Origin of the sequence: Actinoplanes sp. OR16 (assembly GCF_004001265.1) — a bacterium.
GTDB lineage: Bacteria > Actinomycetota > Actinomycetes > Mycobacteriales > Micromonosporaceae > Actinoplanes.
On the sequence record NZ_AP019371.1, the window covers coordinates 8,573,833 to 8,596,730 of the forward strand.

Annotated in this window: 20 protein-coding genes and 1 riboswitch; of the genes, 8 read left to right on the plus strand and 12 right to left on the minus strand. The window is 72.2% G+C overall.

Annotated elements, in window-relative coordinates; genetic code table 11:
- The first annotated feature begins 75 nt into the window (after positions 1–75).
- Positions 76–849 carry a DUF72 domain-containing protein gene (locus EP757_RS39530; RefSeq protein ID WP_127553443.1) on the plus strand — a complete coding sequence of 258 codons (774 nt, stop codon included), beginning with the start codon at positions 76–78 and terminating at the stop codon, positions 847–849.
- Positions 850–923: 74 nt separating this feature from the next.
- Here EP757_RS39530 and EP757_RS39535 read toward each other — a convergent pair whose 3' ends face one another.
- From EP757_RS39535 to EP757_RS39545, 3 genes are all read right to left on the minus strand, one after another.
- Positions 924–1,331, minus strand: coding sequence for a TraR/DksA C4-type zinc finger protein (locus EP757_RS39535; protein ID WP_232050758.1), 408 nt, complete (start codon positions 1,329–1,331; stop codon positions 924–926).
- Between the two features lie 213 nt (positions 1,332–1,544).
- Positions 1,545–2,174, minus strand: a complete 630-nt coding sequence (locus tag EP757_RS39540; RefSeq protein ID WP_127553445.1) for a uridine kinase — start codon at positions 2,172–2,174, stop codon at positions 1,545–1,547.
- Positions 2,175–2,230: 56 nt separating this feature from the next.
- Positions 2,231–2,701, minus strand: a complete 471-nt coding sequence (locus EP757_RS39545; protein ID WP_232050244.1) for a winged helix-turn-helix domain-containing protein — start codon at positions 2,699–2,701, stop codon at positions 2,231–2,233.
- 315 nt (positions 2,702–3,016) lie between these two features.
- Here EP757_RS39545 and EP757_RS39550 point away from each other — a divergent pair, with 315 nt between their 5' ends.
- Positions 3,017–3,397 (plus strand): ankyrin repeat domain-containing protein, encoded by a 381-nt coding sequence (locus EP757_RS39550; protein ID WP_197725474.1) that lies wholly within the window; start codon positions 3,017–3,019, stop codon positions 3,395–3,397.
- Here EP757_RS39550 and secA2 read toward each other — a convergent pair.
- Genes secA2 through EP757_RS39565 form a run of 3 tightly spaced genes read right to left on the minus strand, consistent with a single transcriptional unit; the run spans position 3,381 to position 7,787 of the window.
- Complete coding sequence (secA2, locus tag EP757_RS39555) at positions 3,381–5,672, minus strand: accessory Sec system translocase SecA2 (protein WP_127553447.1); 2,292 nt, start codon at positions 5,670–5,672, stop codon at positions 3,381–3,383. The two genes, EP757_RS39550 and secA2, sit on opposite strands and share 17 nt — an antisense overlap.
- A gap of 56 nt (positions 5,673–5,728) precedes the next feature.
- Complete coding sequence (locus tag EP757_RS39560) at positions 5,729–6,811, minus strand: zinc-binding alcohol dehydrogenase (RefSeq protein WP_127553448.1); 1,083 nt, start codon at positions 6,809–6,811, stop codon at positions 5,729–5,731.
- On the minus strand, positions 6,804–7,787 hold the full coding sequence (locus EP757_RS39565) for a Gfo/Idh/MocA family protein (RefSeq protein WP_127553449.1): 984 nt from the start codon (positions 7,785–7,787) through the stop codon (positions 6,804–6,806). The genes EP757_RS39560 and EP757_RS39565 overlap by 8 nt, the downstream gene beginning before the upstream one ends.
- Before the next feature lie 185 nt (positions 7,788–7,972).
- On the opposite strand from EP757_RS39565, the gene EP757_RS39570 reads away from it, so the two are divergent.
- The 4 genes from EP757_RS39570 (at position 7,973) to EP757_RS39590 (ending at position 12,001) form a co-directional block, all read left to right on the plus strand.
- Positions 7,973–9,010: a glucosyl-3-phosphoglycerate synthase gene (locus tag EP757_RS39570; protein ID WP_127553450.1), complete on the plus strand. Its 1,038-nt coding sequence runs from the start codon at positions 7,973–7,975 to the stop codon at positions 9,008–9,010.
- 8 nt (positions 9,011–9,018) lie between these two features.
- A complete protein-coding gene (locus EP757_RS39575; protein ID WP_127554672.1) occupies positions 9,019–10,134 on the plus strand; it encodes a glycosyltransferase in 1,116 nt (371 codons plus the stop codon).
- Between the two features lie 64 nt (positions 10,135–10,198).
- Positions 10,199–10,939 carry an ATP-binding protein gene (locus EP757_RS39580; RefSeq protein WP_127553451.1) on the plus strand — a complete coding sequence of 247 codons (741 nt, stop codon included), beginning with the start codon at positions 10,199–10,201 and terminating at the stop codon, positions 10,937–10,939.
- Between the two features lie 336 nt (positions 10,940–11,275).
- On the plus strand, positions 11,276–12,001 hold the full coding sequence (locus EP757_RS39590) for an ATP-binding protein (RefSeq protein ID WP_127553453.1): 726 nt from the start codon (positions 11,276–11,278) through the stop codon (positions 11,999–12,001).
- Positions 12,002–12,003: 2 nt separating this feature from the next.
- Here the strand turns inward: EP757_RS39590 and EP757_RS39595 are convergent, their stop codons facing one another.
- Positions 12,004–13,134 carry a SigB/SigF/SigG family RNA polymerase sigma factor gene (locus EP757_RS39595; RefSeq protein WP_127553454.1) on the minus strand — a complete coding sequence of 377 codons (1,131 nt, stop codon included), beginning with the start codon at positions 13,132–13,134 and terminating at the stop codon, positions 12,004–12,006.
- A gap of 130 nt (positions 13,135–13,264) precedes the next feature.
- Positions 13,265–15,043, minus strand: coding sequence for a hypothetical protein (locus EP757_RS39600; protein ID WP_127553455.1), 1,779 nt, complete (start codon positions 15,041–15,043; stop codon positions 13,265–13,267).
- A 797-nt stretch (positions 15,044–15,840) separates the two neighbouring features.
- On the opposite strand from EP757_RS39600, the gene EP757_RS39605 reads away from it, so the two are divergent.
- A complete protein-coding gene (locus tag EP757_RS39605) occupies positions 15,841–16,362 on the plus strand; it encodes a hypothetical protein (RefSeq protein WP_127553456.1) in 522 nt (173 codons plus the stop codon).
- 161 nt (positions 16,363–16,523) lie between these two features.
- Positions 16,524–18,002 carry a glutamate--cysteine ligase gene (locus EP757_RS43600; RefSeq protein ID WP_197725476.1) on the plus strand — a complete coding sequence of 493 codons (1,479 nt, stop codon included), beginning with the start codon at positions 16,524–16,526 and terminating at the stop codon, positions 18,000–18,002.
- Between the two features lie 11 nt (positions 18,003–18,013).
- On the opposite strand, the gene EP757_RS39610 is transcribed toward EP757_RS43600, so the two are convergent.
- The 4 genes from EP757_RS39610 to EP757_RS39625 form a co-directional block, all read right to left on the minus strand.
- The gene (locus EP757_RS39610; RefSeq protein WP_197725477.1) at positions 18,014–18,403 is read right to left on the minus strand and encodes a cobalamin biosynthesis protein; all 390 of its coding nucleotides are present in this window, start codon (positions 18,401–18,403) and stop codon (positions 18,014–18,016) included.
- Positions 18,400–19,749, minus strand: coding sequence for a cobyrinate a,c-diamide synthase (locus EP757_RS39615; RefSeq protein ID WP_127553457.1), 1,350 nt, complete (start codon positions 19,747–19,749; stop codon positions 18,400–18,402). The genes EP757_RS39610 and EP757_RS39615 overlap by 4 nt, the downstream gene beginning before the upstream one ends.
- Complete coding sequence (cobO, locus tag EP757_RS39620; protein WP_127553458.1) at positions 19,743–20,342, minus strand: cob(I)yrinic acid a,c-diamide adenosyltransferase; 600 nt, start codon at positions 20,340–20,342, stop codon at positions 19,743–19,745. The genes EP757_RS39615 and cobO overlap by 7 nt, the downstream gene beginning before the upstream one ends.
- 116 nt (positions 20,343–20,458) lie before the next feature.
- On the minus strand, positions 20,459–22,708 hold the full coding sequence (locus EP757_RS39625; protein ID WP_127553459.1) for a VWA domain-containing protein: 2,250 nt from the start codon (positions 22,706–22,708) through the stop codon (positions 20,459–20,461).
- A 56-nt stretch (positions 22,709–22,764) separates the two neighbouring features.
- A riboswitch (cobalamin riboswitch) is annotated at positions 22,765–22,886 on the minus strand.
- Between the last annotated feature and the right edge of the window lie 12 nt (positions 22,887–22,898).

The following is a 22,898-nucleotide window of genomic DNA, read 5'->3' on the forward strand; positions in this document are numbered from 1 at the left end:
GCTCCTTTTGCCACGAATGTCCGGTCAGTACGTTACCCGGGATGATCACGTCTAATCCCGGGTAACCAGCGGTCCATGCTCTGGATCGGGACCTCGGGATGGCAGTACCGGGACTGGCGGCCCGCGAAGGGCGCCGACGAGACCGGCCACCTCTACCCGGCAGGGCTGCCGCAGCGGCTCTGGCTGGAGCACTACGCGGCCCGGTTCGACGTCGTCGAGGTGAACAACGCGTTCTACCGGCTGCCCGAGCGGCACACCTTCGAGCAGTGGCGGGACCGCACCCCGGACGGATTCCGGTTCGCGGTGAAGATGAGCCGCTACCTGACGCACGTGAAGCGGCTGCGCGAGCCGGCCGAGCCGGTGGCCCGGTTCCTGGACCGCGCCGCGGGACTGGGCGCCAAGCTGGGACCGGTGCTGCTGCAGCTGCCGCCGACGCTCAAGGCCGATCTGGAGGCACTGGACGCCACCCTGCGGGAGTTCCCGCCGGAGGTCCGGGTGGCGGTCGAGCCACGGCACGAGACCTGGTTCACGCCCGGCTGCGAGGAACTGCTGAAGCGGCACGGCGCCGCACTCTGCTGGGCGGATCGGCGCGGGCGCCCGGTCACGCCGCTGTGGCGCACGGCGGACTGGGGTTACCTGCGATTACACGAGGGCGCCGGTAAGCCGTGGCCGCGCTACGGCCGGCAGGCGCTGCATTCGTGGCTGGAACGGTTATCGGCGCCGGAGACGTTCGTATTCTTCAACAATGACCCGGGCGGCGCCGCCGTGATCGATGCCGGAGTTCTCGCCCGGCGGGCCGGCCGCGAGAATCGTGAAATCAGTCACGTCCCGCGAGTGCCGCCTCGATGAGAATCGAATTCCGCGATTTCTATTGGGAATGCGTTTTCCGGGGGCCGGCCGCGGCCGGCCCCCGGAAGTGACGATCAGCTCGCGCGGCGCTCGCGCACCGACTTGCAGTTGACGCACGACGTGGCGGACGGGAAGACCTCCAGCCGCTCCACCGGGATCGGGTTCGAACAGCCCTCGCAGTTGCCGTACGTCCCGTCGTCCAGCCGCTGCATGGCGTGCTCCGCCTGGGTCCGCCGGTCCAGCAGGGTCCGGATCAGCGACGTGGCCGCGTCCCGCTCCGCCGTCTTCGATCCGCTGTCGGCCTGGTCGTCCCCGGCCGCGTCCCCGATCTCCACGAGACGGAGACGTTGGTTCTGCGCTACGGCTTCCTCGTACTCGGCATTGAGTTCGTCGAACCGGCCACGCAGGATCACGCGGATCTGCTCGACCTCCTCGGTCGACCGCGTCTTGACCGCGCCCGCAGCGCCCTTACCCGCAACCATCACTCCGTTGACGAGCATGCAGTCCCCCTGCCTTCCCTCAGCCCCAAGCCGGTGGCATCCACCCGTGGCTTCCTCGCCCCGGTCCGGCTCGTGGAGCCGGTCGATACCCACCGCCGGAGATCCCAAACGAGACCCCCGCAAAAAAGTAACCGGAGCATAACTGTCAGTGGTTGAATCCGCCACGGACTCCGCAAGCGGGTCTTGTGCCGAGACTCACCTCTCGGTCACCAGCGCGGGACGGCGAGGGTCGTCCAGACGCACCACGACGTCGGCAAACGTCTCCGGGGCGACCTCCTCGGCGTACCTCCGGAAGGCCGGCAAAGTCCATAGCTGATCTTCGGCGGTGCGGCGCCGCAGGGCGGCCGGCGACAGCTCAAGATGGACCGTGAAGTCGAACGGGAGGCCGGAACCGAGCAGCAGAGGGCCACTGACCAGCACGATCGCGTTGCCGGGCAGCTCCTGATAGGGCTCCCGGGCGGCCCGGTCGCGGCCCGCGTCCCAGAGCCGGGTCACGATCCGGCCGGAGCCGTCCGCACCGGCCGGGACCAGCACTTCCCTCGCCAGACCGGCCTCGTCGAACCAGCCCGCGTAGAACGAGTCCGGATTGGTCCTGCCGAACTCCAGCCGCAGCGAGGCGGGGCGCAGGAAATCGCCGGCGCCCACCCGCACGGCCGGGCGGCCGCGGACCCGCAACGGGCCGGTCAGCGCGTCGGCGAGACGCGCGGGATCGGCGGCGTCCGGGCCGTCCACTGCCACCCGGATCCTACTGTCGGATTCCCGACTGGCGAGCTGATCCGCGAGATCGTCGATCAAGGCGTCGAAGGAGACCGGGCGGATGCGCACGGGTCCATGATGCTCCCCCGGCGCAAGATCATTTAGGCGAGATCCGGGCGGGCCGCTCAGTCGTGCGGCATGATCGCCACTCGAGCGTCGTCGGCCAGGCGGTAACCCACGCCGTAGACCGTCGTGATCGCCGGGACGCTCGCGCCGAGCTTGAGGCGCAGCCGGCGCACGTGGACGTCCACCGTGCGCTCTCCGGCCCTCTCGTAGCCCCAGACGGCGGCGAGCAGCTGCGCCCGGGAGAAGACCCGGCGGGGCCGCTCGGCGAGGAAGAGCAGGAGGTCGAACTCCAGGCGGGTCAGCGGCAGCGCCTCGCCGTCGAGCAGGGCCTGCCGCGAGCCGGTCAGCAGCCGCACCTCCGGGCCGGAGCTCTCCGGCTCGGCCGCCGCCACCGCCTCGCCGTCGCCGGCCGCGGACGGCTCGACGGTGACCGTGCCACGGCTCAGCTCGACGAGCTCCCGGACCGCGCTGAGCAACTTGTGCGCCTGTGGTGAGACGGTGTCGCCGGTGAGCGGAATGGCCAAGGTCACGGTCAGCGCCGGTTCGGCGGGACGGCGGCCGGATCCGCGCCCCGGCCCGGCAGAACGACGATCGGCACGCGGCGACAATGCGCTGCCCGGCATGAATTCAGCCCCCAGAATTTGCTGCGGCAAGCGAATATGAGTGATCACTGTGGGTAAAGCCCGGACGATATTTCCGGCCGGCGCATCGGCGGGTCAAGTCGCCAACCACACTGTGGGAAACTCGTTCCACATTGTTCTTCGATCCGGAAACGCATTCCGGGAACGCTTTCTGTCAGCCTCATTAAAGATTGCCTAACGGCACACGCGGGTACGCCGGTACGTGTGACGGAGCTTGACGAAGAGACACTGGCGTTCGCGCAGCGCATGTTCGATCTGGCACGAAGCGGGGACCCGGAGCTGGCAGCGCAGGTGGCGGCCGGCCTTCCGGTGAACCTGACGAACAGCAAGGGCGACACCCTGCTGATCCTGGCGGCGTATCACAACCACCCGACGACGGTGGCGGCGCTGCTCCAGCTGGGGGCCGACCCGGACCGGGTGAACGACCGCGGGCAGACGGCCCTCGGCGCGGCCGTCTTCCGCAAGAACCAGGAGACGGTGAACGCGCTGCTGGCCGCCGGCGCGGATCCGCACGCCGGACGGCCCTCAGCGGTGGAGACGATGGAGTTCTTCGGCCTCGGGGAGGTCGTCAGCCTCCGGACGTGAGACGGCGGCCCACCGCCGCGATGAGCCGGTCCAGCTCGGAGCCGAACGGGTTGTCATGGACCAGGTAGGTCCAGGTCGCGCTCGGCCGCACGATCTCCGCGCGGTCGGGCTGCCAGCCGTCGGTGAGGTCGACCTCGTCGAACGTCTCGATGGTCTTCGTCTCGACCTGGGTGAGCAGCTCCTGGAAGGCCGGGACGGCGGCCCGGTGGAACTCGTCCAGCGGGTCCAGCTTGCCGAGCGCCCGCAGGTGCACGCCCTCCCGCACCTCGGAGAGGAACGCGAGATGCTCGGCCCAGAGCCGGTCCAGGTGGTAGAGCGCGATGGCCCGGGCGGCGTCCGAGAGGACGTCCTCGTCGGTCTCCCCGGCCTTCTCCGGCGACTTCTCCAGCAGCATGATCGCGGCGACCTCGGAGGTGAGCAGCCGCTCCCGGCGCTCGGCCAGCAGCAGGCGCTGCTGCTCGATGATCTGGCTGTACCGCCAGGTGTTGCGGTGGATCTCGTAGTTGACGCCCTCGGCGACCCGCTGGGCGTGCTCGACCGCGTAGTCCACCTGCGCGTCGTGCACCACGCCGTCCATGTCCATCCGCGGCGAGGACGGGACGATGTCGCCGGCGTGCCGGTTGACCAGCTCGTCCTCGAGGCTCACGAAGAAGACCGAGGCACCCGGGTCGCCCTGCCGGCCGGCCCGGCCGCGGAGCTGGTCGTCGACGCGGCGGCTGTCGTGCCGGCCCGCGCCGATCACGTAGAGGCCGCCGAGCTCGACCACCGCCTCGCGGTCCTTCTCGTCGCTGCCGCCGAGGCGGATGTCGACACCGCGGCCGGCCATCTGGGTGGAGACGGTGACCGCGCCGAGCGCGCCGGCCTCCGCGATGATCGAGGCCTCCTCGGCGTCGTTCTTCGCGTTCAGCACGTTCGACGGGACGCCGGCCTCGGCGAGCTGGCGGGCCAGGGTCTCCGACGCCTGCACGTCCAGGGTGCCGATCAGGACCGGCCGGCCCTTGTCATGGGCGATCTTGATTTCTTCGACCAGGGCCTCGTCGCGGGTGTCGTGCGCCGAGTAGATCCGGTCCGGGTCGTCCTCGCGGATGTTCGGGGTGTTCGGCGGGACGACGGCGACCTCGAGCTTGAAGTACTCCCGGAGCTGCTCGCCGACGTGCACGGCGGTGGCCGTCATGCCGCAGACGGTCTTGTAGAGCGCGATGAACGCCTGCACCGTGACGGTGTCCAGCACCTCGCCCTCGGAGGTGGCGGTGATGCCCTCCTTCGCCTCGACGGCCGCCTGCAGGCCGTCCGGCCAGCGGCGGCGCTGGGCGACCCGGCCGCGCATCTCGTCGACCAGCTCGACCGTGTTGTCGCGGACGATGTAGTCGACGTCGCGGCGCAGCAGCGCGTGCGCGTGCAGGGCCACGTTCACCGCGGACAGCCGGGCGACCTGGTCGTCGGCGTAGAGGTCGATGCCGCCGAGCTCCTCCTCGAGGTGCTTGAGGCCCTCGTCGGTGAACGCGACGCTGCGGCCGTCCTCGGCCACCTCGTAGTGCTTGCCGGCCCGCAGGTCACGCATGAGCGCGGCGGCGTCGTGCACCGGGTCGGCCTCGATCGCCACGCTGCCGGCCAGGATCATCGGCACCCGGGCCTCGTCGATCAGGATCGAGTCGGCCTCGTCGACGATGGCGGTGGCGAGGTCCCGCTGGACCCGGTCGGCCACGTCGGTGACCAGCTGGTCGCGCAGGTAGTCGAAGCCGGCCTCGCTGACCGAGACGTAGGTGACGTCGGACAGGTAGGCCTCGCGGCGCTCCTCCGGCGTCATCGACTCGGTCACCCAGCCCACGGTGAGGCCGAGCAGTGTGTAGATCGGCTCCATCCAGGTGGCGTCCCGCTTAGCGAGGTAGTCGTTGACGGTCAGGACGTGCACCGGGCCGTGACCGAGACGGGTGTGCCCGTACGCCGCGAGCGTCGCGGTGAGCGTCTTGCCCTCACCGGTGGCCATCTCGGCGACCCGGCCGTCGAGCAGCGCCATGGCGCCGAGCAGCTGGACGTCGTAGGGCCGCTGGCCGATCGCCCGGCGGGCCGCCTCCCGGCCGATCGCGCAGAGCTCGGTGTAATCGGTCGCCTCGCGGGCGGCCTCGGTCAGGCCGGCGTCGTCGAGCTCCTTCAGCGCCTCCTCGCGCTCCTCGATCGCGGAGAGCCGCTTCTCCAGCGGCCCGAGGTCCACGGTCGTGCCCGGACGCTGCAGAAACTTACGGAAACGGTTCTTGAACCGTTGCGACACACCCATGGCGCGCAACGGTACTTCATTTTCCCCCGTCTCAGGCGCCGGACCTCGCCCGGCCGTCAGAACGAGAGCACCACCTGCAACTCCTGGCGCTCGCGCGCGGCGAGGGCGGTGAGCAGGGCCGGCCCTTCCTCGAACGGCACGACCGCGGTGACCAGGTGCTTCCGGATGGCCTCGCCGTCGGCGCGCAGCAGATCGAGGGTGGCGGCGGAGAGCCGTTCCCGGTCCCAGGAGTGCGCCAGCCCGCGCGGCACCCGGCCGATCTGCGCGCAGCGGATCCCGAGGCCGTTGTGGTGGAACTCCTCGCCCAGCCGGACCTCGTCCGCGCCGCCCGGGTAAAAGGCCAGGTCGATCACGGTGCCCTGCGGTCGCAGCAGCCGGAGCGCGAGCTGCAGCGCCGCGGCCTGTCCCCGGCACTGGAAGACCACGTCGGCGCCGCGGTCGCCCTCGGCGTGCCGCCACCGGGTCTTCAGGGTCACCGCCGGATCCTCGTCCGGGGAGAGCGCCTCGAGGCCCAGGGCCTCGGCGACCGCCCGGCGCTGCGGCGTCGGGTCCAGCACCACCACCGAGGCGGCGCCGTGCGCGCGGGCGAGCAGCGCGGTGAGCAGGCCGACCACGCCGGCGCCGACCACCGCCACCCGGGCGCCCAGCACGCCGTCACCGAGCGAGCGCACCGCCGGGCCGAACCGGTCGGCGGCCGCGTGCAGCAGTCCGTTCGCGCAGATCGGGCCCATGTGCGCGGCGTAGACGCCGAGCAGCGGGTCGAGGCCGTCCGGCAGCACCACGACCCGGTCGCGCAGCGGATGGCCGATGTAGCCGGTGCGGTGCCCGTAGGTCATCGCCACCATCGTCCCGTCCGGGAACGCGCGCGTGCGGCTCTCCTCGATCCGGGCCACCTCCATGTAGCCGAGGCGGTTCACCGGGTAGGCCTGCTCGGGTGGGGCGCCGAACAGGCCGAGGGACGGGTCGAAGCCGGCGTGCAGGGCCGGGTTGGTGCCCTTCAGGAACGTCAGCTCGGTGCCCGCGGAGATGCCGCTGAACAGCGTGCGCGCCCGGAATCCGCCGTCCGGCACGCTCTCCTCCGGCACCTCGGCGATCTCCACCCGCCCGGGCGCGGCGACGATGAGATTCCTCTCAGGCACGGGCGGCCTCCGTCGTGGTCACGCTCACCGGGCGGCCGGCGGCCACCGATTCCCGCACGGCCAGGGCGACTTCATGGGTACGAAGGGCGTCGGCGTACGTCACCCGGATGTCGTCCTGGTCGCCGCGGACCGCCGCCACGAACGCCCGGTCGACGGCGTGATGCGCGCTCACCGGGTCGCAGGTGATCACCTCGGCGCCGCTGGTGTCGCGGACGGTCAGCTCGCTCTCGGTCAGCTGGAGGGCGAGACCGTCGGCGTACACCTCCAGGCCGGCCCGCTGCTTCCAGCCGAGCACGCAGGTGGCGGCGAGGGTGCCGACCGCGCCGCTCGCGAACCGCAGCACCGCCGTGGTGGCGCCGTCGACGTCCGCGTCCGGCGCGTCCGGGGGCGTGCCGTTGCCGTAGGCGAAGACCTCGTCCACCTCGCCGCCGAGGTGCCGGGCCAGGTCGATGACGTGGGCCGCCTGCTCGACGACCGGGCCGCCGGACTCCTCGGAGCGCGCCCACCAGGCGACCGGCGGCACCTTGTCCAGCCAGGCGCCCGTGATCAGGCGGATCGGGCGGCCGGCGAGCAGGGCCCGGGCCCGCTCGACGACCGGGAGGTAACGCCAGTGGTGGCCGACCGCGGTGAGGATCTCCCGGCCCGCCACCAGTTCGGCTATTTCGAGCGCTGTGTCCATATTGATCGAGATGGGCTTTTCCACGAACATCGGCAAGCCGGCGGCGATCACGGCCCGCTCGGCGTCGCCGTGCGCGAACGGCGGCACGCAGACGTAGACGGCGTCGAGCCCCGATCCGATCAGATCGGCGACCGATCCGTACGCCCGCGCACCGTGCTCCGACGCGAGCCGCGCGGCCGCCTCCGGCTGGACGTCGGTGACTCCGGTGACCTGCGCGTCCGGCAATCCGGACAGGACCCTCGCGTGCCGGGCCGCCACTCCGCCCGCACCGATCAGGCCGATTCTCGTCACTGCCACCCGTACCCCCATCACGCCGAACCCATTGATCCGGCCGAAGGGATATCCATCGGCGCGGTTCCCAAACTCTCCTCAGAGGAGCGCACCTGCCCGCATTCGAGCCGTAACCAACCCGAAAGATTGTGAACGCCACATCCTGGGAAAGCCTGCCCCGCCGGAAGATCGCGAACTTGGGGGGAACGCTGATGTGGCATTCGCACGAGACCGCCTCACCGATCGTGGAGGCGTGGACGACGTACCGGACCGGTAAGGCGACACAGTGGACGGCCGGGGAACTCGCCGCCGCGAAGGGCCGTACCGGGGTGAGCGTGGTCATCCCGGCCCGGAACGAGCAGGCGACCATCGGCGCGATCGTCGCCACCATCCGCCGTGAGCTGATCGAGCAGGTCCCGCTGGTCGACGAGATCGTCGTGGTCGACTCCCGCTCCACCGACGCGACCGCCGCGATCGCCCGCCGGGCCGGCGCGCGGGTGGTCAGCCAGGATCGGCTCACCCGGAACCTGCCCCGGATGGAGGGCAAGGGCGACGCGCTCTGGGCCGGGCTCGCGGCCAGCACCGGGGACGTCGTCGCGTTCGTCGACGGAGACCTGCACGAGTTCTCCGCGCACTTCGTCACCGGGCTGCTCGGCCCGCTGCTGACCGATCAGTCCGTCGAGTTCGTGAAGGGCTTCTACCACCGCCCGCTGGTCGGCACGGCCGGCGTGGAGACCGACGGCGGCGGCCGGGTCACCGAGCTCGCCGCCCGTCCCCTGCTCAACCTCTTCTTCCCGGAGCTGGCCGGATTCGTCCAGCCGCTCGCCGGGGAGTACGCCGGCCGCCGCCGCACGCTGGAGCGCATCCCGTTCGTCTCCGGCTACGGCGTCGAGGTCGGCATGCTGATCGACCTCGCCGACCTGGTCGGCCTCGACGCGCTCGCCCAGGTCGACCTCGGCGAGCGCAAGCACCGGCACCAGGGCACCGAGGCGCTCGGCCGGATGGCCGCGCAGATCATGGTGACCGCCTGGTCCCGGATGCACCGGCGCGGCCTCGCCAACGAGCCGATGCCGCCGTCCACCCTGCTCACCCAGTTCCGCCGGGGCGGCCAGGACGCGCTGCCCAACCTGGACCGGCAGATCGCGATCACCGAGACCGGGGTGACCGAGCGGCCGCCGCTGGCCGAACTGGACCGGGCCCGGCTGAACCGGGCCGAGCTGATGGGAGCCGAGGGCGTGGTGGCGGCGTGAAGGTCCTGATGAACGCCGGGCCGTGGCTGCCGGTGCCGCCCGGCGGGTACGGCGGGATCGAGAACGTGGTGGCGACGCTGATCCCGGAGCTGCGGCGGCTCGGCGTCCAGGTCGTCTTCGCCGGCGTCGGCGAGAGCACGATCGAGGCCGACGGGCGGGTGTCCGTCTTCGACCAGGGACAGTTCGCCGCCATCCAGCGGCCCTACAACCAGGCGGTCGGCGTCGTGCAGGCCCACCAGCACGCGGTGGTACGCGCGCTGCGCGAGCACGGCGACATCGACCTGGTCCACGACCACGTGGAGGCGGCCGGCCTGGTCACCCTCGCCTCGCTCGGCGACGGCGCGCCACCCGGGCTGCAGACCCTGCACTGGGACCTGGCCAAGCACCCGGAGCTCTACTCGACATTCGACGGCGGCGGCCGGGTCCGGGTGAACGGCGTCTCCGCGGCGCAGCTGGCCCGGGCGCCGCAGGCGCTGCGCGACCACGCCGTCGGGCACGTCCACCTGGCCACGCCGCTCGCCGCCGAGCCGCCGCTCACCGTGGACAAGGGCTCGTACGCGGTGGTCCTCGGCCGGATCAACCCGGGCAAGGGACAGGATCTGGCCGCGCGCCTCGCCCACGCTCACGGGTTCGATCTCGTGCTGGCGGGCCCGGTGGGCCCGTACAAGAACGCCGTCGATCTCGCAGCGGCGGAGAGCGACCCGGACGCCCAGCGCAACCCCGACGTGCAGTTCTGGCGCGAGAAGGTGGCGCCGCACGTGGACGGGGTGCGCGTGCGCTGGATCGGCACGGTGACCGGAAGGGATCGGGATCGGCTGGTGGCCGGCGCCCGGGTGTCGCTCTTCCCTCTGCGCTGGGAGGAACCGGGCGGGACCGCGGTGGTGGAGTCGCTGGCGCTGGGCACGCCGGTCGCCGGGATCGCGCGCGGCTGCCTGCCGGAGCTGATCGAGGACGGGCACACCGGGCTGCTGACCGATTCCGAGCAGGAGCTCGGCGAGCTGGCGGGCAAGGCCGTCACCATCGATCCGCGCGCCTGCCGGGCCGAGGCCGAACGCCGATTCACCCCGGCGGTGATGGCCGAGGGCTATCTGTCCCTCTACGAGCGGATCCGGAACCCGCGCTGACGTTTGGGCCGGCGGATCGGCGGGCACCTCCGTGCACGACTTAGTGGAGGAGGCGGCACCCTCGATGCCCAGCCAGCTGGTCTGCCGGCCGGAACGGGACCTGCCGGTGGCGGTGCTGACCGTCAGCGGCACCCTCGACCGGGTCACCGGTGACGCGCTCGGCGCCGCGGTCCGCCGCAGCCTCTCCAGCCTCCCGGAGAGGCTGCTGCTCGACGTCGGCCGATTGCACGTCACCGATCCGCTCGCGCTCACCACCCTGGGCGCCGTGGTCTGCCAGACGGCGGAGTTCCCCGGCGTGCCGATCGTGGTGTGCGGAGCGGACCGGCCCACCCGCGACGCCCTGGCCGCGTCCTCGGACTGCGCCGGGCTGGAGCTCGCCGACGACTGCGATCGCGCGCTCGCCGCGGCCGGCGACCAGCCCGCCCCGCAGGGCGTCCGCGTCCGCCTCCGGCCCGTCCCGGAGGCCTGCCGGCAGGTCCGCCACCTGGTCGGCCAGGCCTGCGCCGCCTGGCAGCGGTCGGACCTCACCGCGACCGCGACCCTGGTCGCCACCGAACTCGTCGCGAACGTCGTCCGGCACGCGCACACCACCATGCGATTCACCTTCGAACTGCGCGGCAACCGCCTGATCATGGCGGTCCGGGACGGCAGCCTGCGGATGCCCCGCACCCTCGACCCTGCCGTCACCGACGCGGGCGGGCGCGGGCTGCGACTGGTCCGCGATCTGACCGACGCGTGGGGTGTGCTGCCGGTCTCCGACGGCAAGGTGGTGTGGACGCAGCTCACCACCGGAGCCACCGCATGAGGCGCTGCCGGCCTCGGTGAAGCAGTCCCGGGGCTTCGACTTCACCTGCCGGTTCCACTTCGCCCTGGCCGAGACCGGCCGTGCTCGCGCTCACCTCCGGCGGGATGGTGGCCCACTCCAACCGCCGGCGGGAGATCTCGGGCTGGAGGCGGTCAACCGGCGGGGACGGGCGATCACCGTACGCGTCGCCCGCACGCCGCTGCGACGCCGGGACGGAGGTCCGGGCGAGGGCGCCGGGGCTATCGTAGTGATGGAGACAGCCTGACGTTTCGCTCAGCCCCGGTTTTGCTCGGCGCTCTCGGGGGTAACCGGCTGGCCTTGGAGAGGGCGGAAGGCATGACGGTCCGGTGCGAGGTTCGAGCGGAAGGCGACTGCCTGATCGCATCGGTGACCGGCGCGCTCCGGCTCGCCGACACCGTGCCGCTGCGGGACCGGTTGTTCAAATGCCTGGCCGAGCAGCCGGAGGCGCTGCTCGTCGATCTCTCCGGCCTGAGTGTGGATCAGCCGCTGGCGCTCTCCGTCTTCACCGTGGTTCTGCGGCAGGCCGCCCGCTGGCCGGGCACGCCGGTGCTGCTCTGCGGCCCCCCGCCGGAGACCCGCGCGCTGCTGATCGGCGGGGCCTACCGGCGGCTGCCGCTCTTCACCGACGTGGCAGCCGGACTCGGCCATCTCGGAGACGATCGGCGGATCATGCCCCTGATCAGTGAGGATCTGCTGCCGGTCAGCGGCTCCACGAGGCACGCCCGGGACGTCGCGACCGAGGCCTGCCTGCGCTGGGGCCTGCCCGAGCTGGTCGCCCCGGCCAGCCTCATCGTCACCGAACTGGTCGCCAACGTGGTCGACCACGCGCACACCATGATGGCGTTGCGGATCTCGCTGCGCTCCCGCCACCTCAACCTCGCGGTCCGTGACGGCCTCACCGATCCGCCGCAACCCGAAGGCCCGGACCAGCCGGCGTCGGCGCGCGGGCGAGGGCTGCTGCTGGTGGGCGCCGTGGCGTACTCCTGGGGCTGGGTGCCCTCGGAGAACGGCAAGGTGGTCTGGGCTTCCTTACGGCGCTGACCTCAGCAGCGTCGCAGGACGTTCTCCAGGCCGGAGACCGCCAGGATCCGGGCCACGTAGGGCTGGGCGCCGCTCACGCAGATGTCCACGCCCTTCGCGGCGGCCGTCAGCGTGGCGTCGACCAGGACCGACACGCCTGCCGCGTCGATCAGCGGGACGCCCGAGAAGTCGACGACGACCGTACGGGAACTCATCGCGTGCCGCAGACCGACCCGCAGGCGCTCGGCGGTGTCCCGGTCCACCTCGCCGCGGACCCGCACCACCAGCCCCGCGCCGTCCCGGTCGACGGTCACCTGCATGCCGTTGTGCGACGACGGGCGGTCCGACGCCTCCCAGCGCGGTGGTGTGTCACTGAGCATCGCCTCCCGCAGCCAGGACAGCGCCCGGCTCAGCAGCCGCGACACGTGCATCTGCGAGATGCCCAGCTCGGCGGCGATCTCCGCCTGGGTCCGGTTGCCGTAGAACCGCATCGCCAGCATCCGGCGCTCCCGGGCCGGCAACCGCAGCAGCAGATCCGTCACGGTCAGCTTGTCGGTGACCGCCTCCAGGTCCTCGTCCGGCTCCCCGATCAGGTCGCCGAACTCCATCAGGCCGTCGCCCGCCACCGGCGCGTTCAGCGAAGCGGGGGCGTACCCGGCGGCCGACTCGACGGCCTCCCGGACCGCGGACTCGCTCACACCCAGGCGCTCGGCGAGCTCGGCCGTGGTGGGGGTCCGGGCCAGCGAGCTGGTCAGCACCATCGAGGCGTGGCCGACCTCCAGGCTCAGGTCCTGCACCCGGCGCGGCACGTGCACTCCCCACGTACGGTCCCGGAAATGCCTTTTCAGCTCACCCGAAATGGTGATCACCGCGTAGGCCGTGAAGGAACCGCGCTCCGGGTCGTACCGGTCGATCGCCTTCACCAGGCCGAGCCGGGCCACCTGCTCCAGATCCTCCAGGTACTCGCCGCGGCCACGGTAGCGGCGGGCGAGCCGGCCGGCGAACGGCAGGCAGTAGCGGATCAGGTCCTCGCGGAGTGCCTCGAGAGCCTCCGGGTCAGCCTCGGAACGGCGTTCCGCGTACGCCGCGGCGGCCGTGTCGAGATCCTCCAGAACGCTGTCAGCCGGTTCGCCGGCTACGTGGTGCGAGGGCATGTCAAGCCTTTCCACGACCGGTTGGGAGCCTGACGGGTAGTCAACCGCACGCTAGTGCCCGGTACGCCTCTCACCCAAACACCGTCACTCTGCGGCGTGCCTCGATTCGTCATCCGGTCTCCGCCCGCCGTCACTCCGGCTTGCTGCGGCGTCCTGGCAGGCCGGACGGCGCGCTGGCCGGGTCGTCGAGCGTGCTGGGCGCCTGCTGCTCAGCGGCGTTCCGCCCGGCGGGCCGGGCAGGCTGAGCGGGCTGGATCTGAGCGGCCTGGGGCTGAGCGGCCTGAGGCTGGGCGGTCCGGGGCTGGGCGGCCTGAGGCAGGCCGGACGGGGTGGCGTGGTCGCTCGGCGGACCGGCGTCGGCCGGCCGCGCCGCCGCGGGCCGGGTGTTCTGCTGGGGCCCGGTCGCCGGGTTGTGCTGACCCATGTCCGGCGCCTGCAACTTCGGGCGGCCGGTGGCCGGGTGGCCGCCCGGGTTGTGCTGACCCATGTCCGGCGCCTGCAGCGACGGCCGCTTCGGGGCGGCCGCTCCGGGCGCGGCGTTGGCGCCACTACCGCTCGCCGGAACGCTCAGCCCCGCGTTGGCGCCGGGGGCCGGGTCGGCGCGGCCTGCGGCGGGGGCGGCGTTCGGGGCGTGCTGACCCATGTCGGGTGCTTGCAGCGGGGGTCGATTCGAGGCCGCACCGGACATTCCGGGCGTGAGGAAGGCGGCCAGTCCTGACCCTTCCGCAGGGGCCGGGGCCGACAGGGATGCCGGCCCGGCCGGGAGACCGGAAGCCGCTGGGGCACCGGGAAGGCCGGAACCTGCCGGAGCGCCGGGAAGGCCGGAACCCGCCGGGCCGCCGAGGAGGCCGGACGCCGCCGGGCCGCCGAGGAGGCCGGACTCCTCGGGGGCCGCCGGAGTGCCCGGAATGCCGGAAGCTGCCGGGGTCGGCGGCTGCTGCTGCGCTGAGGCGGCGAGCATTGCCGCGGACGGCAGGAACGAGGCCGGTTCGGCGGGTGCGCCGATACCGGGCTGGGCGGCGGCGGGACGGGCCGAGCGAGGGAACCTCGGAGCGTCGAGCGGACTGTTCTGCTGGCTGTAGAGGGGCGGCTGCTTCATCAGCTCATCGAGATCGTCGAGGTTCGAAGCCGCCTGACCGAAGACGGGGGTGGGTTCGGGTTCGGGTTGCAGCAGCATCGACGGTGGCGGGGTTACCGGTACGGATCGTTCGGGAGCGGGTTCCCGGTCGGGCTCCGGCAACGGCGGCAGCGGCGACAACCGACCCGGCGAGGGTGCGGCGGGTACCCGGGGCAGCGACAGCCCGGCACTGAACTGGCCGCTCGCGGCACCCGGCGCTCCGACATCGGGCGCACTGAGGCCGGACGGCGCCGGTTCGGCCGCTGAGGCGCGCGAGGGGTTGCTCACCACGGTTCCGGACGGTTCCAGGTCGGCCAATGAAGGGCCGGTGAAGGGCTGAGGGCCGGCGAAGGACTGAGGGCCGGGCGCGGGGACGGTCGGCTCCACGGCGGGCGGCAGGGGATCGGCGGGCCGGGTGGAGTCGCCTACCGGAGGCCAGGGGAGGCCCGGGGAGGTACGGCTGGGCGAACCCGCTCCCGGCGACCCGAAAGTCAGGGCCGCTGGTGGGTGGGCCGCGGACGGGCCGGGGAGCCAGGGAGGTGTCGCGGGATCCGGCACCGGCGGGACCACCCCGGAAGCGGTCGCCGGGGGCGGCCAGGCCGCGAGCGGAGCCTGAACCGGCGAATTCTGAACCGGCGATACCTGGGCAGGCGACACCTGGGCAGGCGAGACCGGGGCGGGTGAGATCCGGGCGGGCGAGACCTGGGCATGCGAGACCTGGGCGGGAGAGACCTGGGCGGGAGAGACCTGGGCGGGAGAGACCGGCGCGAGCGGGCTAGGGGTCTCGGCCAAGTGGGCAGGCTCCGGAGGCGGGTTCCAGGACGGCGGCTCGGCCAGACCGGGGATGGCCCAGGGCGGGACCGCCGACGAAGGCGCCGCGGGCGAGGACTGAGCCGGCGAGGACGGCGGCTGCAGCACCGAGGGCACCGACGGCTGAGCCGGCGAAGGCCCCGCGGAATGGGAAGGCGACGCGCCCGCGGAATGGGAAGGCGAGAACGGCTGGGCAGGCGAGGACGGCTGGGCAAGCAAGGGAGGCTCGGCAAGCAAGGGAGGCTCGGCAAGCGAAGACGGCTGCGCAAGCGAAGACGACCGGGCGAGCAAGGGAGGCTGGCCAGGCGACGGCTCCGCGGCATGGGAGGGCGGGGAAGGCGGGGAAACCGGAGGACGGGCGGCGCGGCTCGCTTCCAGCAGGCCTGAGGATTCGGCCAGGCCGGCGGCGGCCAGGACCTCGGTCGCGGATTGGGCTATGCGGCAGGGCAGGCGCTCGCCGCAGGCCGGGCACTCGGTGGCGCCGGGAGCGCCGGTGTGCGCCTCGACCATCTCGCGCGCCGTGCGCGCCAGCAGGCTCTCCGGTTTCACGTACGCGTCAGTCGCCGCCACTGGTCTCCGCCCCCCATGGGCCGGATACACGCGGCCCAGGTCCAGTTCACCCCGGCGGGCGTACCGGAAGGGCGGGTTTCCGCAGATCACCGCAAATCGCAGCGAACGCCACCAACCACGGGGTATGCAGAGGTGATCTGGACCCACCTATTCACTCACGGTGCCGATCCGCGTTCTCTCCGTAACATGAAGACAGGAGGTGATCCCCCATGGATGACACCGAACTGCACCGTGAGCGAATCCTCCGGCACGTCAGCCCCATCATCACCGGCCGGTTCCTCGGCTTCCAGGCCTCGTACACCCGCGAGGTCCGGGTCGGGAAGGCCCTCGCCGTCGCCGTCTTCGTCGCGGCGGGGATCGCGCAGATGATCGGCTCGCTGTTGCGGATGAAGCCCGCGCGGCGTTCGCTCAAGGAACTCCGCAAGGGTCCGGAGTTCCTGGTGACACCGGTGCGGCTGCGCGACGACCTCGGGCAGACCTACGAGATCGAGATGCACGGGCAGCTGCCGCAGTCGGCGTTGCACCGCGGCGATCTCGTCCAAGTGCGGACCCAGCCGCAGGCGGATCCGACGCTGCCGGTGAAGTTGATGCAGGTGGTGAACCTGACCACGATGCAGCCGCTCACCCCGCGGATCCCCACCCGCTGGTCACACCTCGGCCCGGCCATGTTGCTGCAGGCCGCGGCCGGCGCCGCGATCTTCGGAGTGGTCCTCGCCGCGCTGCTCAGGTGAGAATTCCGTGCCGATCGGGTAACGCGGCACCATGTGCTCCTCGTCAATGTCAGCGGACACCTTGGCCATCTGGCGACAATGCCCGGCTCTCATGGTGAGAACGGCGATAGACAGCCGTCATCATGAAATCAACGCCGTCGACGGCTGAAGGGTGGTGCGCTGTGGGCGAAAAAGTCGAGCAGACCGAATTCTCCCGTGAGGACCGGACCCGCTACCGGCAGAAGATCCGCCGAAGTCTCGACGTGTTCGCGACGATGCTGCGCGAGGCACGATTCGAGTTCGAACGCCCTCTCACCGGAATGGAGATCGAACTCAACCTGATCGACGACAAGGCCGACCCGGCGATGCGCAACGCCGAGGTGCTGGGCGCGATCGCCGACCCGGATTTCCAGACCGAGCTGGGCCAGTTCAACATCGAGATCAACCTGCCGCCGCGGCGGCTCGCCGGCGACGACTTCGCCGAGCTGGAGAAGGGCCTGCGGGCCAGCCTCAACGAGGCCGAGCGGCGGGCCCGGGTGGCCGGCGCGCACATGGTCACCATCGGGATCCTTCCCACGCTGCGGCGCGAGCACCTCACCGGCGAGGCGCTCACCGCGAACCCGCGATACCAGCTGCTCAACGAGCAGATCTTCGCGGCCCGGGGCGAGGACCTGGACATCCGGATCGACGGTGTGGACCGGCTCGCGGTCAGCACCGACACGATCGCGCCCGAGGCGGCGTGCACCAGCACACAATTCCATCTCCAGGTCAGCCCGGCGCAGTTCGCGGCGTACTGGAATTCCGCGCAGGCGATCGCCGGCGTGCAACTGGCGCTCGGGGCGAACTCACCGCTGCTGCTCGGCCGGGAATTGTGGCGGGAAACGCGCATTCCGCTGTTCGAACAGGCCACCGACACCCGTTCGGAAGAGATTCAGGCCCAGGGGGTACGCCCGCGCGTCTGGTTCGGAGAACGCTGGATCACGAGCGTGTTCGATCTCTTCGAGGAGAACGTCAGATATTTCCCCGCGCTACTGCCGATCTGCGACATCGACGATCCGGCCGACATCCTCGAGCGCGGCGAGATCCCGGAACTCAGCGAGCTGCGGCTGCACAACGGCACGGTCTACCGATGGAACCGGCCGATCTACGACGTCGTGAACGGGCGCCCGCACCTGCGGGTGGAGAACCGGGTGCTGCCGGCCGGCCCGACGGTCGCCGACACCATGGCGAACGCGGCGTTCTACTACGGCCTGACCAAGACGCTCGCCGAGGCGGAACGGCCGCTCTGGACGCAGATGAGTTTCCGGGCCGCCGAGGAGAACTTCCACAACTGCGCCCGGCACGGCATCGACGCCAGTGTCTTCTGGCCCGGGCACGGCACGCTGCCGGTGACCGAGCTGGTGCTGCGGTGGCTGCTGCCGCAGGCCGCGGAGGGCCTGGACCGGTGGGGTGTCGATCCCGTACACCGTGATCGGCTCCTCGGCATCATCGAGCAGCGCTGCCTGCGGCATCGCAACGGCGCATCCTGGCAGGTCGAGACGTTGCACGGCCTGGAAGCCCAGGGGTACGACCGGCAGCGCGCGCTGCACGAGATGCTCCGCCGGTACCTCCCGCTGATGCACGAGAACGTCCCCGTCCACGAGTGGCCGGGCATGAAATGAGGCAGGACTGATCAACGCTCGCTGAACGGCGCGGACGTCACGTCCGCGCCGACGGCCACGGTCACGGGTCCGACGATCGTCTTCGTCAGGACCAGGGAACTCCCCGGCCCGGCGGCGAGGAGGGCGGCGGCCTCGGCGACACCGGGGGTCCCGACCGCGGCGGCTACGACAGCGCTGGGGGTCGGGACGCGCACCCCGGCGAGCACGGCGGCCGGGAACCCCCTGGTCTCCCAGCCGAAGAACGCCGCCACCTCCCGCATCATCGGCTCACGCTGATCCAGGGTGGCCACCACCGTGACGTGCGCGCGCTCGAGGCCGACGCGGCGGAGAGCCACCGTCACCGCACGGGACAGATCCGGGAAGCGGGATCCGCTGCGGCAACCGATGCCGATCGCGATCATCCGGCCGCCGCGCGCACCAACCGGGCCGCCATCGCCGGATGCCCCGCCCAGTGCAGGTGCAGGTAGGACGCGTGCAGGCCCGGACCGGCGAAACCCTCCGGGTCGGCGCCCCGCCACGCCCACGCCGCCCCGGCCGCCGGCGACAGCAGCACCCCGGACCGCGGATGCACCGTGGTCCGGTGGAATTCGTGCCCGGTGACCCGGGTGCCGGCCGCCGCGAGCGGGCTGTCCGCCAGCGCCACCGCGTCGCGGTACCCCAGGGTCAGCGACGGCGTCATCGCCGCCTCCGCGTCGATCACCCCGCACATCGGTTTGCCGTCCAGCGACGAGCAGAGCCAGAGCAGGCCGGCGCACTCGGCGGCGATCGGGCCGCCGGACTGCGCCAGGGCCGCCACCGACGCTCGCAGCGGCTCGTTCGCCGACAACTCGGCCGCGTAGACCTCGGGGAATCCGCCGCCCACCACCAGCGCACGGGTTCCGCCGGGGAGTTTCTCGTCGCGCAACGGGTCCACGGTGACCACCTCGGCGCCGGCTCCTGCCAAGAGCTCGGCTGTCTCCGCGTACGAGAAGGAGAAGGCAGGACCACCGGCGAGGGCGACCAAGGGACGGCCCGGAACCGGATCCTGGCTCCGCGGGGTCCAGGCGGTCGCCGCGAGAGGCGGCGCCGACCGCGCCACAGCGGCCACCGCGTCCAGATCGACGGAGTGGGCGATCAGCGCGGCGAGGGCGTCCACCGAGGCCAGGGCTTCGGCACGGCGTTCCGCGGCGGGCACGAGACCCAGATGCCGGGAGGGCGCGGCGACCGCGTCGGACCGGCGCAGCGCGCCCAGAACCGGTGTGCCGACCTCTTCGCAGGCGTCCCGCAGGATCTGCTCGTGCCGGTCCGAACCGACCCGGTTCAGGATCACGCCGGCCAGCCGGACCGTGCCGAAGCTGCGGAAACCGTGCACCAGCGCGGCCACCGAACGCCCCTGCGCGGCCGCGTCGACGACCAGGATCACCGGCGCCTGCAGCAGCTCGGCCACCTGCGCGGTCGACCCGGTCTCGCCGGCGCCGGTACGCCCGTCGTAGAGGCCCATGACGCCCTCCACGATCGCGATGTCGGCGCCCTGCGCGCCGTGCGCGAACAGCGGCCCGATCAACTCCTCGCCGACCAGCACCGGGTCGAGGTTGCGTCCCGGGCGGCCCGCCGCGAGAGCGTGATAGCCCGGATCGATGTAGTCGGGGCCGACCTTGAACGGCGCCGTCACCATCCCCCGCCTCCGGAACGCCGCGAGCAGCCCGGTCGCCACGGTGGTCTTGCCGTGCCCGGAGGCCGGCGCCGCGATCACGACACGGTTCACCATTCGATGCCCTGCTGTCCCTTGCGTCCCGCGTCCATCGGATGCTTCACCTTGGTCATCTCGGTGACCAGGTCGGCCGCGGCGATCAGATCGGGATGAGCGTCCCGTCCGGTGATCACGACGTGCTGCGTGCCCGGGCGGTTGTTCACCGTCTCGATCACGTCCTGGACGTCCACCCAGCCCCACTTCATCGGATAGGTGAACTCGTCGAGCACGTAGAACTTGTAGGTCTCCCCCGCGAGGTCCCGCTTGATCTGCGCCCAGCCCTCGGCGGCCTCCGCGGCATGGTCCCGCTCGGTACCGGCCCGCTGGATCCAGGACCAGCCCTCGCCCATCTTGTGCCAGGTCACCGGCGTGCCGTTGACACCGTCGAGGGCCTTCAGCGCGGTCTCCTCGCCGACCTTCCACTTCTGCGACTTCACGAACTGGAACACCCCGATCGGCCACCCCGCGCTCCACGCCCGCAGCGCCATCCCGAACGCGGCGGTGCTCTTGCCCTTACCCGCGCCGGTGTGCACCGCGAACACCGCCTGCCGCCTGCGCTGACGCGTGGTCAGGCCGTCATCGGGGGTGACGGAGACTTTACCTTGAGGCATTTTCACAACCCTTTTGTCGTACGGGTGAACGTCCCGCCGCATCAACGTCTGTCAGCCGGTCCTCGCGCCCTTCGGCGTCCTAGGCGGCCAGGTCGGTTCCGCCGATCCTCGGCGGATCAGGCCGCGCGGCGGTAGGCGCGGTCGGCTGCGCCTCCCGCCGTCCCCTGAGAAGCGGTCCGGATCGAGGCCTGGAGCCGGTCGAGCGGCATCAGGTCGGCCTTCAGGGCGGCCGCCAGTCTCGCGGCCAGGCCCAGACGGATCGGGCCGGACTCGCAGTCGACCACGACGCTCGCCACGCCGTTCAGCGCCGACGCTATCCGCAGTGGATCCGGCCCGCTCGTCGAGCGGCCGTCGGTGACCAGGACCAGCAGCGGGCGGCGGCGTGGATCACGGCGGCGTTCGGTGGCGATCGTCGCGGCGGCGGCGCGCAGTCCGGCCGCGATCGGCGTACGCCCGCCGGTCCGGAGCGCGGCCAGCCGCATCACGCCGACCTCATGACTGGACGTCGGCGGCAGGACCACCTCGGCGTCCTTCCCCCGGAACGTGATCATCCCGATCCGGTCCCGGCGCTGGTAGGCATCCCGCAGCAACGACAGGACGGCCGTCTTGACCAGCGTCATCCGCTTGCGGGCGGCCATCGAGCCGGACGCGTCCACGACGAAGAGGACGAGGTTGGCCTCACGGCCCACGTGCACGGCTTCCCGCAGATCCCGGGGCAGTACGCGCATCCCCGCCGCGCTGCCGCCCGACATTTCCGAAATGTCGGGCGGGGCTGCTCGCTCGACTGCTGCTCGCTCCACTGCTGCCCGCTCCACGGCTGCCCTCAACGTCGCGGGCAGGTGAGGGGCGCCGGACAGTTTGCCGACCGGGGCGCGGCTTCCCACCACGCGGCCCCGGCGGGCGAAGGCCGGGGACCGGCGACCGGCGTGGCCGCCTTCACCTCGGGCTGCGATGCGGAGGGTTCGGGTTCGATACGCCTGGCCGGCCGCTGCCACCGCGCCCGTCTCTGCTCCTGCTCGTGTGCCCGCTCCTGCTCCGGCGTCTGCCTCTGCGCCACTGTCCGCGCCCGACTTTTCGGAAATAGGCGATTTGCCGGACGCAGAAGGCGAGGATTCCGAGGACAAGGATTCCGAGGACGACGACTCCCTGGAAGAGGACTCCGAGGGGGAGGACTCCGCGGACGGCGAATCCGATGACGGCGGCTGTGCGGCGGGACTTCCGGGGGCGGGGCTTCCGTCCGTACCCCTGGGGTCCTGGGGGTCGGGGCCTCCGCCTGAAGGACCACCGCCATCGGGTGAGCCGCCGCCGTCCGGGTCGTCGTCCGGAGAGTCCGCTGCGTCCTCCTGGGCCTGGCGTTCGGCTTCGGCGAGGGCCTGGTCCAGTCTCTCCTCGTCGGTGCCGGGCGGGTCGAGGGGGTCGGTGCGGCGGCGGTGGGGCAGGGCCAGGCGGGCGGCGTCGCGGACGTCGTCGGCGGTCACGGCGGTGCGGCCGTTCCAGGCGGCCAGGGCGACGGCGCAGCGGGCCACCACGATGTCGGCGCGCATGCCGTCGACGCCGTAGGCCAGGCAGACGCGGGCGATGCGGTCCAGTTCGGCGTCGGGCAGCGCCACCGCGGGGAGCACGGCGCGGGCGGCGGCGATCCGGGCGGCGTAATCCTGTTCGGCGGCCTGGTAACCGGCGGCGAAGGCGTCCGGGCCGGCCTCGTAGGCCAGACGCCGACGGACCACCTCGGCCCGCTGGCGGGCGTCGCGGGGCGCCGCCACGTTCACGACCAGGCCGAACCGGTCGACGAGCTGCGGGCGGGGCTCGCCCTCCTCCGGGTTCATCGTGCCGACCAGCAGGAAACGGGCCGCGTGCTTCACCGACACGCCGTCCCGCTCGACGTGGGCGCGGCCCATCGCGGCAGCGTCCAGGAGCAGGTCGACGAGGTGATCCGGGAGCAGGTTGACCTCGTCGACGTAGAGGACACCCCGGTGGGCGGCGGCGAGCAGGCCCGGTTCGTACGCCTTCACGCCGTCGCTGAGCGCCCGCTGGATGTCGAGGGTGCCGACGACCCGGTCCTCGGTGGCGCCGACCGGGAGCTCGACGAGGCTCGCCGGGCGTTCGGTGACCGGGTCGCCCGCGGCGTGCGGGCCGTCCGGGCAGTTGGGGTCGGGAGCGGCCGGGTCGCAGGCGAAGCGGCAGCCGCGTACCGTGCGGATCCCCGGCAGGAGACCGGCCAGAGCGCGGACGACGGTGCTCTTGGCGGTGCCCTTCTCGCCGCGCACCAGCACCCCGCCGACCGCCGGGGAGACCGCGGTGAGCAGTAGCGCGAGGCGCAGGTCGTCGAGGCCGACAACGGCCGAGAACGGGTACGGAGTAGTCACGGGGATCCCTTCTGCACGGGTGTCCACGCCCGCGCGCCGGCACAACCGAGCGGCCGGAGTCTCCTGACTCCCGGATCGACGTTCCCCGCGCGCCTTCCGGCCGTCTGCCGTGGCTGCCGTGGCGGTTCGCTCCCCGGTCACAGTGGCGGGACCGTCCCGGACTCGCACCGGGTTCCTCCGCTACCGCTCG